The organism is Cupriavidus basilensis (genome assembly GCF_000876015.1).
In the GTDB taxonomy this organism is placed as follows: Bacteria; Pseudomonadota; Gammaproteobacteria; order Burkholderiales; family Burkholderiaceae; genus Cupriavidus; species Cupriavidus basilensis_B.
The window spans coordinates 79,644-93,019 of the sequence record NZ_BBQM01000011.1 but is presented as its reverse complement, the minus strand read 5'-3'; the positions used below and the strand labels follow the sequence as shown (position 1 = coordinate 93,019).

Sequence of the window (13,376 nt, the reverse complement as noted above, 5' to 3'; positions counted from 1 at the left end):
CCGCCCCGGCCCCGGCCACCACCGGCCTGCCGGTCGGCGCGCCCGGACCGGCGTCCCCGGCGAGTTGTCATGCCGGGACGGGATAATCCCGTGCCCCCCGGGGGATTTTCCACGCAAGGTGACAGCGCCATGACCCAACCAGCAGACATGCAGCAGAAGGCGTTCTACCTGCTGCTGGCCGCAGTCTCGATCGCATTCTGCTTCGTGCTGTGGCCGTTCTTCGGCGCCGTGTTCTGGGGCGCCATCCTCGCCATCATCTTCACGCCGCCCAACAACTGGCTCACGCGCCGCATGGGCGGGCGCCGCAACCTCGCCGCGCTGGCCACGCTGACGCTGTGCCTGCTGATCGTGGTGCTGCCGCTGATCTTCGTGACCGGCGCGCTGGCCCAGGAGGTCAGCACGGTCTACCAGCAGATCAAGACCGGGCAGCTCAACTTCGGCGCCTACTTCCAGCAGGCCGTGCACGCGCTGCCGCCGTCCGTGAACCGGGTGCTGGACCGCTTCGGCATGGCCGACATCGCCGGCGTGCAGGCCAAGCTCACCGCCGGCGCCGCGCAGGGCAGCCAGCTGATCGCCACGCAGGCGCTGAGCATCGGCCAGAACACGTTCCAGTTCGTGGTCAGCTTCGGCGTGATGCTGTACCTGCTGTTCTTCCTGCTGCGCGACGGCGCGGAGATCTCGCGCCGCATCGTGCAGGCCATTCCGCTGAGCGAGCCGCACAAGCAGCACCTGCTGCGCAAGTTCACCACGGTGGCGCGCGCCACCGTCAAGGGCAACATCGTGGTGGCCGCCGTGCAGGGCGCGCTCGGCGGGCTGATCTTCTGGTTCCTCGGCATCCAGGGCTCGCTGCTGTGGGGCGTGCTGATGGCCTTCCTCTCGCTGCTGCCGGCGGTCGGCGCGGCGCTGATCTGGGGGCCGGTGGCGATCTACTTCCTGCTCACCGGCGAGGTCGGCAAGGGCGCGGTCCTGATCGGCTTCTGCGTGCTGGTGATCGGCACGGTGGACAATGTGCTGCGCCCGATCCTGGTCGGCAAGGACACCCGCATGCCCGACTGGGTGGTGCTGATCTCCACGCTGGGCGGCATGGCGCTGTTCGGCCTGAACGGCTTCGTCATCGGCCCGCTGATCGCCGCGCTGTTCATCGCCAGCTGGGACCTGTCCACCTCCACGCGCGAGGAAATCGAACGCCGCGAGGCCACGCAGGACCAGGAAGACCAGGACCAGCCACCGCCGCCCGCGCCCGATGCGGCCGCCGCGCCATCAGCGCCATCCGCCCCGGCCGCCCCGCGCGACCGCGTGCCCGCGGCGCAACGCGCCGAGTGAGCGCGCCGCGGGCCACCCCGAACCCATCCAGGAGCCAGCCTTGAACCAGAGCAACGCAAAGACACCCAGGCACTACACGGTGCGCGAGCTGTTCCGCAAGCCGGACCGCTCCCAGTTCTCGATCTCGCCGGACGGGCGCCATCTTTCCTTCCTGGCGCGCCACCAGGGCCGCCAGAACGTCTTCGTGCAGGCCATCGACGCCGACGGCAACCTGCTCGGCGAAGCGCGCCCGCTGACCGCCGAGACCGAGCGCGACCTGCCCCTCCACACCTGGAAGGGCAACGCCCACATCCTCTACATCAAGGACTTCGGCGGCGACGAGAACTTCCACGTGCTGTCGGTGCCGGTCGACGGCGGCGAGCCGGTCGACCTGACGCCGTATCCCGGCGTGCGCGCGGAGATCGTGGACGACCTCGAGGACGACGACCGCCACATCCTGCTGTCCCACAACAAGCGCGACCCGCAGGTCTTCGACGTGCTGCGCGTGGACGTCGCGACCGGCGAGTCCGTGCAGATCGCCGAGAATCCCGGCAACGTGATGAGCTGGGGCACCGACCACGCCGGGCGCCTGCGCGTGGCCACCGCCAGCGACGGCGTCAACACCACCCTGCTCTACCGCGACACCGAGGACGAGCCGTTCCGCCCCATCCTCACCACGGATTTCCGCGAGACGGTCGCGCCGCTGTTCTTCACCTTCGACGACGCGCAGCTCTACGTGCAGTCGAACCGCGGCCGCGACAAGCTCGCCATCTTCGAGTTCGACCCGCACACCGCGCAGGAAGGCAAGCTGGTGTTCGAGCACGGCGAGGTCGACGTCGGCGGCCTCGGCTACTCGCGCCACCGCCGCGTGCTCACCGCCGCCTGGTACACCGACTGGAAGACGCGCCGCCATTTCTTCGACGCGCGCAGCGAGCGGATCCACGCCGACCTCGAGCGCCAGCTGCCCGGCTACGAGCACCACGTCACCAGCATCACGCGCGACGAGACCCGCATGATCGTGTCCGCGTCGAGCGACCGCACCACCGGCACGCGCTACCTGTACGACAGCAACACCGGCAAGCTGGTGTCGCTGGGCCAGATCCTGCCGTGGCTCGACGAGGCCGACATGGCGCCGATGCAGCCGGTCGGCTTCACCTCGCGCGACGGCCTGCAACTGCACGGCTACCTGACGCTGCCGCCGGGCGCCGAGGCGCGGAACCTGCCGCTGGTGGTCAACCCGCACGGCGGCCCGTGGACGCGCGACGTATGGGGCTTCAACCCCGAAGTGCAGTTGCTGGCCAACCGCGGCTATGCCGTGCTGCAGGTCAACTTCCGCGGCTCCACCGGCTACGGGCGCAAGTTCTGGGAAGCCAGCTTCAAGCAATGGGGCCGGACCATGCAGAACGACATCGACGACGGCGTCGACTGGCTCGTCGCGCAGGGCATCGCCGATCCGCGCCGCGTGGCCATCTACGGCGGCAGCTATGGCGGCTATGCGGTGCTCGCGGGCGTGGCCTTCACGCCCGAGCGCTACGCCGCGGCCATCGACTACGTGGGCGTGTCGAACCTGTTCACGCTGCTCGAGACCATTCCCGCCTACTGGAAGCCGATGCTCGACATGCTCTACGAGATGATCGGCAACCCCAACGACGAGAACGACCGCAAGGCCATGCACGATGCCTCGCCGGTGTTCTTCGCCGACCGCATCCGCACGCCGCTGCTGGTGGCCCAGGGCGCCAACGACCCGCGCGTCAAGCAGGCCGAGAGCGACCAGATCGTGGAGGCGCTGCGCAAGCGCGGCGTGGACGTGGCCTACCTGCTCAAGGAAAACGAAGGGCACGGCTTCCACAACGAGGAAAACCGCTTCGACTTCTACGAGGCGATGGAAGCGTTCCTGGCCAGGCACCTCGCCGGGGCCGACGTCCGGGCCTGATCTGGCGCGCGGGCGCGCAGGAAGGCGTGGCGGGCGACCGCCACGCCTTTTTTCATCCGCCGCGCGTCAGGGCGCCGGCATGAACGTGAACGGCGGCGCCGGCACGAACGACGCCGACACCTCTCCCGCATAGACCTGCCCCCTGTCCATCGCCAGCTTCAGCACCGGCGCGCCGGCTTTCAGGTTCAGCTTGTCCAGCGACACCCAGAACGTGTCCGGGCGCGTGGCCGAGTCGAAGTAGTAGACCAGGTTCTTCTGGTCCGACACGGTGCGCCAGATGGTCGAGGACAGGTTGGGCTGGTCCGGCGTGCTGATGCCGAGCGGCACGCTCACCGAACGCATCACGCTCATCACGCCGGCCACGGCCTGGAACGCGTACGATCGGTTCGGCACGCCGGCGATGTAGTTCGGATCGAGCTGCTTCGGAATCGCGTCGAGCAGGAACGACGCGCGCACGAAGCGGTCCGCGGCGCGATTGGTGCCGGGCAGGAACGTCAGGCCGCCGACGCCCTTCCAGTAAGTGTCGAGCGCAAGCTGCTCGCTGTAGGCCGGCGAGTTCGTCATGACCTTGAACGCCTTGCCGTGGTGGATGACGAGCTTGCCGCCGAGATACTCGAGAATGGCCGAATCGCCCTGCGCGTCCGACAGTGAAAGATGGATCGTCAGCGGCTTGCCGTTGGGCAGCGGCGGCGCGATGACCTGGAAGGGATTCTGGCCAAGCACGCCGACCGCTTCGGCGACGGTGGCGAAATTGTCGAGCGCATACTGCGCCCACAGGCTGATGGCGATTCCCGCGCGGCGCGCGTCGGGCCTGCCGTAGTCGGTCTCGGCGAGATACAGCGCATTGGCGACCAGCCCGCGCTCGTTCATGCCGTCGACGCTGCCGATCTCATAACCCGACACGACCACGCTGCCGTATTTCGACGTCCAGCGCGGCGAGCGCGGCCCGGCGGCGCCGTCGCGCCCGATGCCGGCGGGAAACACCCAGAGATTGGAGCCCATGTCCTCGGACCAGTCCATCGAGCGTCCGGTGATCACCTGGCCCTCCGCGCCGACATACAGCACGCGCGTGCAGCCGTAGGCGAGCGAGACGCCCAATGCGGTCAGCGCGATGGCGATCGCGCCCAGTGCCGCGAGCCGGAACTTCCGAAAATGCCGCAACATGACGTTCTCCTCAATGCGCCGAAGCGGCGATGACTTCCAGCGTGCCGTCGATCACGAACTGCACGCCCATGCAGACCAGCAGGAACCCCATCACGCGCGAGATGGCCTCGACGCTGCCATTGCCGAGAAAGCGCACGAGCTGCGTGGACGAGCGCAGGCAGATCCAGAACAGCAGGCCCAGCAGCACCGCGACGATCACCGGCGCCGCCGCCAGGACCCAATCGGCATATGCGTCCTGCTTGCCGCTGAGCTTGGAGGCGAGGCTGATAACGATCGCGATGGAACCGGGCCCGGCGGTCCCCGGAAACGCCAGCGGCACGAAGGCGATATCGGCGGAATTCTCCAGGCTTTGCTCGACCTTTTTCTTGCCGGTTTCCGGAATTTCCGTTACCGGGACCGATGGAAAAAGCATCTTGAAGCCGAGAAAGGAAACGATCAGGCCGCCGGCGATGCGCATGCCTGGAATCGATATGTCGAACGTGCGCATGATCCACGTGCCGGAGTAATAGGCCACCAGCATGATCGACGTCACGTAGCAGGCGCCGAGCCGGATCTGGCGCTTGCGCCTGGCGTCCGGCATATGCGCGCCCAGCGCCAGCAGCAGCGACATGGATGCCAGCGGATTGGCCAGCGGAAGCATCAGCGTCAAGCCGATGCCCACCAGCCTGAACAACTGGAGAATCTCTGCGCTCATAGGGAGCCACTCCCGAAGTCAGCGATGCGGATCGTTCGCCAGAACGAATTGGTTCATGATAGTCCAGTTCAATTCTTTATCGCGTAAAAAATTGAAATTACGGAATTATCGAAAAAACTTTTACGCGATGGCTTATCGGACTTTATGGCTATCCGATCTGAATCATCCGGTTAAATCCAATGCGCATGCGCATAGTACGAATCGCGGCCGTCGCCAGCGGGCCGGCCGGCCCGCGCCGGCCGCCAGCCGCTGCGGCCAGCACCCCGCCGACACCCGCCAGCACCCCGCCGGCAGCGCCGCGGATTTCCCCGCGCGGCACCGCCGCCGCAACTCTTGGACAAGGCGCATTCCGTGCTGCTATATTGCCTGCATTGTTTCCGACGCAGCGGCATGGAAGCGAGCTGGCCGATCCTTGAAACCGATCATTGAACTGACGATGTTTCAGACAGAAAGCAGCGCACTCACGCCCTTCGGGCAATGGACTCGCGGCCGCCGCCGCATGCCGGCGCTGGCCGCGCCGTGCGCCTCGCTGCAGGGCTGCGCGTTCGGCGGCGCGCCCGCGTTCGACCTGTTCGGCGCCTACTTCCCGCTCTGGCTGCTGAGCGCGCTGATCGGCGCGCTCGGCGCGGTGATTGCGCACCGGGTGTTCGTCGCCACCGGATGGGCGCAGATCGTGCCTTGCCAACTGCTGGTCAACACCGCAATCGGCGTGACGGTCGCCGTGCTCGCCTGGTTGCTCGGAACGGGACAATTTCCATGAAGCTGGCCGGCGCGCGCCAACCCGCCATCCGCGGCCGCCTGATCGCCGCGGCCATCGTCGTGCTGGGCATCGGCATGGCCTTCTACGCCTATCACCGCATCGCGCGCTTCCCGTCCTCCGACGACGCCACGCTCGACGCCGACGTGGTCCACGTGGCCTCGCCGGTCGGCGGCAGGATCGCCCGGCTGTGGGTCACGGAGAACCAGCAGGTCGCCAAGGGCGCGCCGCTGTTCCAGATCGACCCCGAGCCCTACCGGCTGGCCGTCGCCCAGGCGCAGGCGGACCTGGAGCTGGCGCAGGCCGCGCTCGGCACCCGGCGCAGGAGCATCGCCAGCGAGCAGGCGGCGGCGTCGATCGCCGCCGAGCAGGCCGCGCGCGCCGCGCAGAACTACGCCCTGACCGCGCGCACGGTGGAGCGCCTGCGCCCGCTCGAAGCGGACGGCTACGTGCCGGCCCAGCAGCTGGACCAGGCCCAGGTCACGCAGCGCGACGCGGCGATCTCGCTCAAGCAGGCCAAGGTGCAGCGCTCCGCCACGGCCCAGGCGGTGGGCGACGAAGCGGGCGCGGTGGCGGCCATGCACGCGCGCCAGGCCGCGCTGGCCATCGCGCGGCGCGCGCTCGACGACACGCTGGTGCGCGCCCCGCACGACGGCCGCGTCACCGGGCTGACGGTCCTGTCCGGCGAAGTGGTGGTGCCCAACCAGTCCCTCTTCGTGCTGATCCATACCGGCGAATGGTTCGCGGTGGCCAACTTCCGCGAAACCGTGCTGGCCGGGATCAAGGCCGGCGATTGCGCCACGGTCTACTCGATGATCGACCGCAACCGCGCCATCCGCGGCACCGTGACGGGCATCGGCGCCGGCGTCGTCGACACCGACCGCGTCAACCTGCCGCGCTCGCTGCCCTACGTGCAGGCCTCGGTGAACTGGGTGCGCGTGGCGCAGCGCTTCCCGGTGCGCATCCGCCTGGAAGAAGCGCCCGAGGCGCTCGCCCGGGTCGGCGCGAGCGCCACCGTCGAGATCCGGCATGGCGCGGCCTGCCGCTGACGGCGCGCGGCTGCGCCCGGGCGACCTCGCCCGGCTGCTCGCGCCCGCGCCGGGACGCGCGCAGGCGGCCGCGCGCATCGCGCTGACCTGCACGCTGGTGGTGCTGGTGACGTGCATCTACCGCACGCCGGAGGCCGCGATCTCGGCCTATGTGGTGTTCTTCATCACCCGGCCCGACCGCGCCAGCAGCATCCTGATGAGCGTCGCCGCGCTGGTGCTGCTCAGCTTCGTGATCGGGCTGGTGATGCTGGTCGCGGTCTTCAGCGTCGACAGCCCGGGGCTGCGGGTGGCCTGCATCGTGCTGCTGTCGGCCGGCCTGCTGTTCCTGACCTCGGCCAGCAAGCTGCGCCCGATCGGCGCCATCGTGGCCATGATCGTCGGCTTCGCGCTCGACGAGCTCGGCATCGTGCCCACCGGCGAGGCGGCCACGCGCGGCCTGCTCTACGCCTGGCTGATGGTGGCGATTCCCATCGGCGTCAACGTGGCGGTCAACCTGGTGCTGGGCCGCTCGCCGCGGCGCCTGGCCTGCGGCCGGCTGGCGCAGTGCCTGCGCGTGGCCGCGGGCAGCCTGCGCGCGCCGCGGGCCGGCCGCGACGCGCTCGACGCCTGCCTGCGCGAAGCGGTGCAGCCGGTGGCCGGCTGGCTCTCGCTGGCCAGGCTGGAAGGCACGTTGCCGCCCGCCGAGCTGGCCGCGCTGCGCCACGCCGCGGCCTCCACCACCGCGATCCTGCTGGCGACCGATGCCGTCACCCGCGAACCGTGCGAGCACCTGCCGGCATCGTTCGCGGCGCCGATTGCCGACACCCTGGACGAGATGGCGCGCCTGCTCGGGCAGGGCGGCTATCCGGTCGACATCGCACTGGCGCCACCGCCGGCGGAAAGGCTCCCGGCCGCGGCGGAAACGGCGGCGGCGAACCTGGTGGCGGCCATCAATGGCTACGCCGAAACCCCGGCGCCGGACAGCGACGCGGCGGGCAATGCGGCGGGCAATGCGGCGGGCAAGGCCACGAACAAGGCAGCAGACCAGACGCATGCGTCCGCCTTCTTCCTGCCCGACGCCTTCTCGAATCCCGACCACGTCCGCTACGCACTGAAGACCACGGCCGCCGCCACGTTCTGCTATCTGCTCTACATGCAGCTCGACTGGCCCGGCATCCACACCTGCTTCATCACCTGCTACCTGGTATCGCTGGGCACCGCCGCCGAGACCGTGGAGAAACTCACGCTGCGGCTGGCCGGCTGCGCGGCCGGCGCGCTGCTCGGCACCGCCGCGCTGGTGTTCGCGGTCCCCGCGCTCACCTCGGTCGGCGCGCTGATGGCGCTGGTGTTCGCCGGCACGCTGGTGTCGGCGTGGATCGGGCAAGGCTCGCCGCGCATCGCCTACGCCGGCTTCCAGGTCGCCTTCGCGTTCTTCCTGTGCGTGCTGCAGGGCGCCGCGCCGGGCTTCGACCTGACCATCGCGCGCGACCGCATCATCGGCGTGATGCTGGGCAACCTCGTGGTCTACCTCGTCTTCACGCGGGTCTGGCCGATCAGCATCGCCGGCCGCATCGACGCCGCGCTGGCGGACCTCGCCGCGCTGTGGGAACAGCTGGCCGCGACCCGGCATGCCGACACGCGGCGCCAGCAGGCCGCGGCCGCGCTGGCGCTGCAAGGCACCATCCACGAAGACCTTTCCCTGGCCCGCTACGAGCCCGCGTCGATCGGCCCGGCGCCGGCGTGGCTCGAGCAGCGGCACCAGGTCCTCGACAGGTTCGGCGCGATGGCCGGCCCGCTGTTCGTGCTGGCGGAGACGTCGCCGGGCGATCCGGAGATCGCGCGCCGGCTGCGCCGCGCGAGCGGCGCCGCGGCCGGTGACGCCACCGCGGCGCCGGACGCGCCCGACGCACCCGATGTGCCCGACGCGCGCGCGGCCCTGCTCACGCTCATCGACAGGCGGCTGGCCGAAAGCGGCCGCGCCGCGCCGCGCAGCGCCGCCAAGGAATCCCCACGCCATGCACCCACCTAGCCCGCGGGCGGCCCTTTCCATGCTGGCCGCCGCGCTCGCGGCCGGCTGCGCCACCTCGTCCCTGGAGCTGGCGCCCGCGCGGCCGGACCGCCCGTGGCAACCGGAAACCACCGCCAGCGGGGAAATCGTGCCGGCCCCGCCGCGGCAGGCCGCCGCGCCGCCCGTCTATGTCCTGCCCGCCAACAGCGCGCTGGCGGCGCTGCCGCTGCCGCCGGACCTCGATGCCGCGCACGCCTACACGCTCGCCGAGCTGATCGACATGGCGGAATCCGCCAACCCGCTCACCCGCATCGCCTGGAACGACGCGCGCAACGCGGCGCTGGCGACCGGCATCGCCAGGAGCGCCTATCTCCCGCAGATTTCCGCCACCGCGATGGGCGGCTACCAGAGCGGCCACGGCTCCACCTCGACGCTGCTCGGGCAGGCCTCGGCCGACGCCTCGGCGCACGGCACGATCTCGGCGCTGTCGCTGCAATGGCTGCTGTTCGATTTCGGCGAGCGCGCCAGCCTGGTCGAAGCGGTGGAGCAGACCTCGGTGGCGGCGAACATCGCCTTCTCCGCGGTCCACCAGCAGGTGATCCACGACGTCAGCGTGGCCTTCTACCTGTACCAGGCCGCCCGCTCGCGCGCCGGCACGGCGCAGCAGGCGCAGGACAACGCGGACGCCGTCCTCGCGGCCGCGCAGGCACGCCGCCAGCAGGGCATCGGCACCGTGGTCGAAGTGGCCCAGGCCACCCAGAACCGCGCCCAGGCCAGGCTGGCCCTGGTGCAGGCGCAGGGCGCGCAAAGCAACGCCTACCTGGGCCTGGTCTCGGCCATCGGCATCTCGCCGCTGGCCAGGCCGCGGATCGCCGAGCTGCCGGTGCGGCCGCTGTCGCCCGCGCTGCGCCGCTCGATCGAGGAGATCGTCGACACCGCCATCGCCAGCCGGCCCGACATCCTCGGCGCCTACGCCGCGGAAAAGGCCAACCAGGCCAAGGTCCGCGCGGCCGAGGCGGAGTTCCTGCCCAAGGTCTTCGTCTCCGCCGTCACCTCCTACGCGTCCGGTGGGACCGCGATCAGCGCCCTGCCCGCGGTCGGCCAGCAGGCGCCGACCGTGAACCTCAACGGCAGCCGCTACGGCGGCAGCGTCTTCCTCGGCATCACCATCCCGCTCTACGACGGCGGGCTGCGCTCCGCCGTGCTGGCGCAGGCGCGCAACAACGCCGAGAACGCCTCGACCAGGCTGACACGCGCGAAGGAAGACGCGGTCCGGCAGATCGTCATGAGCCAGAACGCGCTGGAGACCAGCCTCGCCGCGCACGAAGCGGCCAGCGCGCTGGCCGCGGCCGCGCAGACCACCTACGACGCGGCTTTCGCCGCCTACCGCAAGGGCGTGGGCACGATCACCGACGCCACGCTGGCGCAGAACCAGTTGCTGCTGGCCCGCAATGCCGCCGTCGACAGCTACAGCGGCGCCTTGTCCGCGGCGGCCACGCTGGCGCTGGCCACGGGCGCCATCGGCACCCTGCGCGACGAGTCCGGCGCGGACGGCCGCCTCGTGTTCCCGCCCTCGCGCGGACGGCACGGCTGAGGCCGCGCCTGCCGCGCTTATGGCAAGGGTTGCACGATGGCGATGGCGGTGTTGCCGTTGCCGGCCGCAAACGGGCTGCCCGGCACCGCGGTCAGCGCGCCGGTGAGCGCATCGATCCGGAAACCATAGACGGCACCGTTGAATGCCGGCGTATAGAGAAATCGTCCGTTCGGATCGATGCGCAGCCGCTGCCCGTTGCTGCCGACCGGCGTGGTCCCCAGGGCCGCGACAGGCAGGCCGGTCACGCCGTCGAGGCGATAGGCCGCGATGCTGTTGCTGGCGCTGCCGAGGACGTAGGTGAATTCCCCCGAAGGCGTGAGCGCGATGTCGGTTGGCGATGCCTCCGTCGTAAATATGCTCGTGAACAGCGGCGCGCCCGTGCCTGACGAAATGCTCGCGACGCCGACCAGGTTGCTCAAGGTGTAGGGCATGTACAGAAATGCGCCGTTGCCGGACAGCACGGCGCCATTGGGCTGCGAGCCGGCCGGTGCCGCTATCGAAAGACTTTCAAGCGAGCCGGTACCCGCATTGACGCCGATCTGCCACACGCTGTCCTGCACGGCATTGATTGCGTACAGGGATATGCCATCCTGGGAGATCGCGAATCCGGTCGTCGCGCCTGGGGAAGTCGGTGCCGGGATGGCACTGATCATCGAAGGGACGAACGTCGCGGCGTCGATCGCGAAACTGCTTACCACGCCCGGCCCGCCGACATGAACCCACTTCCCGCTCGGATGGACGGCAATCGTCCCCGGCGCACCGAAGGGCACCGTTGCCGTCGCGCCCGGGATAACGGAAAGGGCGCCGCTCGCCGGGTCCAGCCGAAAGCCGACGACGGACGCGGTATCGGTGGCGATGGTGTATCCGACCAGCCCGGAAGGCAGGAACGCGATGTCGCGGACCTGCCCGGCCGCGGCAAAGGGACTGCCGGGCACCGCCGTGAGCGCCCCGCTCGCCGGCTCGGTCCGGTAGACCGACAGCGCGCTGTCATCGCGGTTGGCGACCACCACGAACTGGGCCTGCACGCAGGCGATCGCGATGCTGGTCACGTTGGCGCCCGCCATCGTGCCGGACCCGTTCGATACCGTGCAGGTCTGGCCGGCCGGCTGGCCGGACACGGTCACCGCGTAGGCCGATGCCGCCGTCCGCGGCGTCGGCAGCGAGAACGAACCGTTGGCATTGACGACCAGCGTATCGCCGTTGCTGTCGGCCAGTTGCAGGCTCTTGCCCGCAGCCAGCCCGGCAAGCGTGCCGCCCAGGGTATAGGTCGGCGGCGGCGGCGCGGCGGCGCGCGCCAGCGCCGCATTCGCGCACAGCCGGGCGCCGGCCGGCGCGTCCGCGCAAGCCGTCAGCGTGGCCGCGCCGGCGGCGACGGCCGATGCGGGGCTGGCCACCTGGGCGGCATGCCCGTCCGCGGCCGCCGTCACGACGAAGGTCGCGTCGTCGCTGGTCCACGACCAGTTGGCCAGGTCCGCCGCGCCGTCGACGCCATCGGAGCGCCGCACGGCGACAGCCACCGGCTGCGCGGCGCCGCCCGCCGTCACGGTCAGCAACGCCGGCGACAGCGTCAGCGTGTAGGACTTCGCCGCAGGCGGCTGCACCGTGAGGTGCGTGGTGCTGGTGGCCTGGCTGCCGTCGGGCAGCGTCGCCGTGGCGAGGATGTCGACCTCGCCCGGCGCCAGCATGCGCACCGACGCATAGGCGCCGACCGGCTGCATCATGCTGGCCGCCGCCGGCGCCTGATCGGAGGCCGAGACGACCACCGCGACCGCTTCGCTGGAAGACGACCACGCGAACCTGGCGCCCTTGACCTCGAGCCCGTCGGCGCCGAGCAGCGTGGCCTTCAGGGTCAGCGTGCCGCCCTGCGCGGGCGCGGCCGTGCCGGTGTCGACGATGAGGCGGCTGGCGGGCGCCTGCGCGGCGGGGGGAGAAGATGGCGCATCGTCGCTGCCGCACGCGGACAGCAAACCCGCGGCGAAGACAAGCGAGAGCAGGCCGGCCACGCGAGACCGCGCGCCGGCATGAAGACCGTGGAACATGTGACCTGACCCGTTTTTATTTGTTGGCAAGCGCACGCCGCCGGCGTGCCAGGGTCTGGTTCGGACTGCGGATGCGGCCCGGGCGCGAAGGGTATGCGCGGGCGACTGTAGCAGCGGGCTCCCGCCCTGCTCAATACCCCTTCGGAGCTATCAAGTTCCGCGATGTCCGGTCTGGGCACGCGATATGTGGTGAATGTGCGGTGAATATGCGGTAAAGCGCCACGCCCGCCGGCATCGTCCATGCCCATCCGCGATCGATGGCCGGCGAAGCCGCGGCCTTTTGACCCAGGCCAAGCCGCTCGATTGCATTTCAGGCAGAAAGCAGTATTCTTGCGATTGCCATTCACCTGAAAAGCGCCTTTTGCATTCCTCGGCCCGCCGGCATCCACTCTTCGCCGGCTTCCTGCTCGTCGTCTTCCTGACAGTTCAACTGGCGGCGGCGGCTTACGCCTGTGCCGGCAGCCGCTATCAGGTGACGGGCGGCAACGCCGAGGCGGCCCTGACGGAATCCTGCGCCGAGATGGCCGGGATGGACCAGATGGCCCGGATGTCCGCCAGCGCCGACGGCGAGCAGGCAGGCGATCAGAGCGCGCTCTGTCTGGCGCACTGCCAGGCCGATTCCAAATCCGCCGACCACGTGTCGCCCCAGCTTCCGGTCTTCCTGCCGGTTCTGCTCAACGTCATCGTGCCGACACCCGTGATGGTGGCGGACTCCCGCGTCGTGCTTCATGCCGACGCGGCGGCGCGCGCCCCGCCGCCCGCGCTCAACATTCTCCACTGCAGCTCTCAAACCTAGCCTCCTGAACGACGCCGATTCGTTGCTATCCCCTTTGCAGGGGTAGCTGTCGTCGCTTCCG

Annotated in this window: 10 protein-coding genes; 7 read left to right on the top strand and 3 right to left on the bottom strand. The window is 70.1% G+C overall.

Features of this window, described 5'->3' with window-relative positions; translation table 11 throughout:
* Window positions 1-147: 147 nt before the first annotated feature.
* Window positions 148-1,323 (top strand): AI-2E family transporter, encoded by a 1,176-nt coding sequence (locus KF708C_RS06700; protein ID WP_059411273.1) that lies wholly within the window; start codon window positions 148-150, stop codon window positions 1,321-1,323.
* Between the two features lie 40 nt (window positions 1,324-1,363).
* A complete protein-coding gene (locus tag KF708C_RS06695) occupies window positions 1,364-3,235 on the top strand; it encodes a S9 family peptidase (RefSeq protein WP_059411376.1) in 1,872 nt (623 codons plus the stop codon).
* Window positions 3,236-3,301: 66 nt separating this feature from the next.
* Here KF708C_RS06695 and KF708C_RS06690 read toward each other — a convergent pair whose 3' ends face one another.
* On the bottom strand, window positions 3,302-4,399 hold the full coding sequence (locus KF708C_RS06690; RefSeq protein WP_059411272.1) for a linear amide C-N hydrolase: 1,098 nt from the start codon (window positions 4,397-4,399) through the stop codon (window positions 3,302-3,304).
* A gap of 10 nt (window positions 4,400-4,409) precedes the next feature.
* A complete protein-coding gene (locus KF708C_RS06685; RefSeq protein ID WP_082079459.1) occupies window positions 4,410-5,093 on the bottom strand; it encodes a MarC family NAAT transporter in 684 nt (227 codons plus the stop codon).
* A 499-nt stretch (window positions 5,094-5,592) separates the two neighbouring features.
* Here KF708C_RS06685 and KF708C_RS06680 point away from each other — a divergent pair, with 499 nt between their 5' ends.
* From KF708C_RS06680 to KF708C_RS06665, 4 genes are read left to right on the top strand one after another with little or no spacing between them, the layout of a single operon-like run.
* Window positions 5,593-5,853, top strand: coding sequence for a YtcA family lipoprotein (locus KF708C_RS06680; protein ID WP_059411271.1), 261 nt, complete (start codon window positions 5,593-5,595; stop codon window positions 5,851-5,853).
* Entirely contained in the window at window positions 5,850-6,899 is a 1,050-nt protein-coding gene (mdtN, locus tag KF708C_RS06675; protein WP_059411270.1) for a multidrug transporter subunit MdtN, read from the top strand. The genes KF708C_RS06680 and mdtN overlap by 4 nt, the downstream gene beginning before the upstream one ends.
* Window positions 6,880-8,907 (top strand): FUSC family protein, encoded by a 2,028-nt coding sequence (locus KF708C_RS06670; protein WP_059411269.1) that lies wholly within the window; start codon window positions 6,880-6,882, stop codon window positions 8,905-8,907. The genes mdtN and KF708C_RS06670 overlap by 20 nt, the downstream gene beginning before the upstream one ends.
* Complete coding sequence (locus tag KF708C_RS06665) at window positions 8,894-10,480, top strand: TolC family protein (protein WP_059411268.1); 1,587 nt, start codon at window positions 8,894-8,896, stop codon at window positions 10,478-10,480. Before KF708C_RS06670 ends, KF708C_RS06665 begins: the two co-directional genes overlap by 14 nt.
* Window positions 10,481-10,497: 17 nt before the next feature.
* On the opposite strand, the gene KF708C_RS06660 is transcribed toward KF708C_RS06665, so the two are convergent.
* A complete protein-coding gene (locus tag KF708C_RS06660) occupies window positions 10,498-12,519 on the bottom strand; it encodes a lactonase family protein (RefSeq protein ID WP_156173752.1) in 2,022 nt (673 codons plus the stop codon).
* Between the two features lie 361 nt (window positions 12,520-12,880).
* Between KF708C_RS06660 and KF708C_RS06655 the strand changes: the two genes are divergently transcribed.
* Window positions 12,881-13,315 carry a hypothetical protein gene (locus KF708C_RS06655; protein WP_059411266.1) on the top strand — a complete coding sequence of 145 codons (435 nt, stop codon included), beginning with the start codon at window positions 12,881-12,883 and terminating at the stop codon, window positions 13,313-13,315.
* Window positions 13,316-13,376 lie beyond the last annotated feature (61 nt).

Coding starts and splice junctions, on each gene's coding strand:
- KF708C_RS06700 (WP_059411273.1), top strand. CDS start 148: ATGCAGCAGAAGGCGTTCTACCTGCTGCTGGCCGCAGTCTCGATCGCA.
- KF708C_RS06690 (WP_059411272.1), bottom strand. CDS start 4,399: ATGTTGCGGCATTTTCGGAAGTTCCGGCTCGCGGCACTGGGCGCGATC.
- KF708C_RS06685 (WP_082079459.1), bottom strand. CDS start 5,093: ATGAGCGCAGAGATTCTCCAGTTGTTCAGGCTGGTGGGCATCGGCTTG.
- KF708C_RS06680 (WP_059411271.1), top strand. CDS start 5,593: ATGCCGGCGCTGGCCGCGCCGTGCGCCTCGCTGCAGGGCTGCGCGTTC.
- mdtN (WP_059411270.1), top strand. CDS start 5,850: ATGAAGCTGGCCGGCGCGCGCCAACCCGCCATCCGCGGCCGCCTGATC.
- KF708C_RS06670 (WP_059411269.1), top strand. CDS start 6,880: ATGGCGCGGCCTGCCGCTGACGGCGCGCGGCTGCGCCCGGGCGACCTC.
- KF708C_RS06665 (WP_059411268.1), top strand. CDS start 8,894: ATGCACCCACCTAGCCCGCGGGCGGCCCTTTCCATGCTGGCCGCCGCG.
- KF708C_RS06660 (WP_156173752.1), bottom strand. CDS start 12,519: ATGTTCCACGGTCTTCATGCCGGCGCGCGGTCTCGCGTGGCCGGCCTG.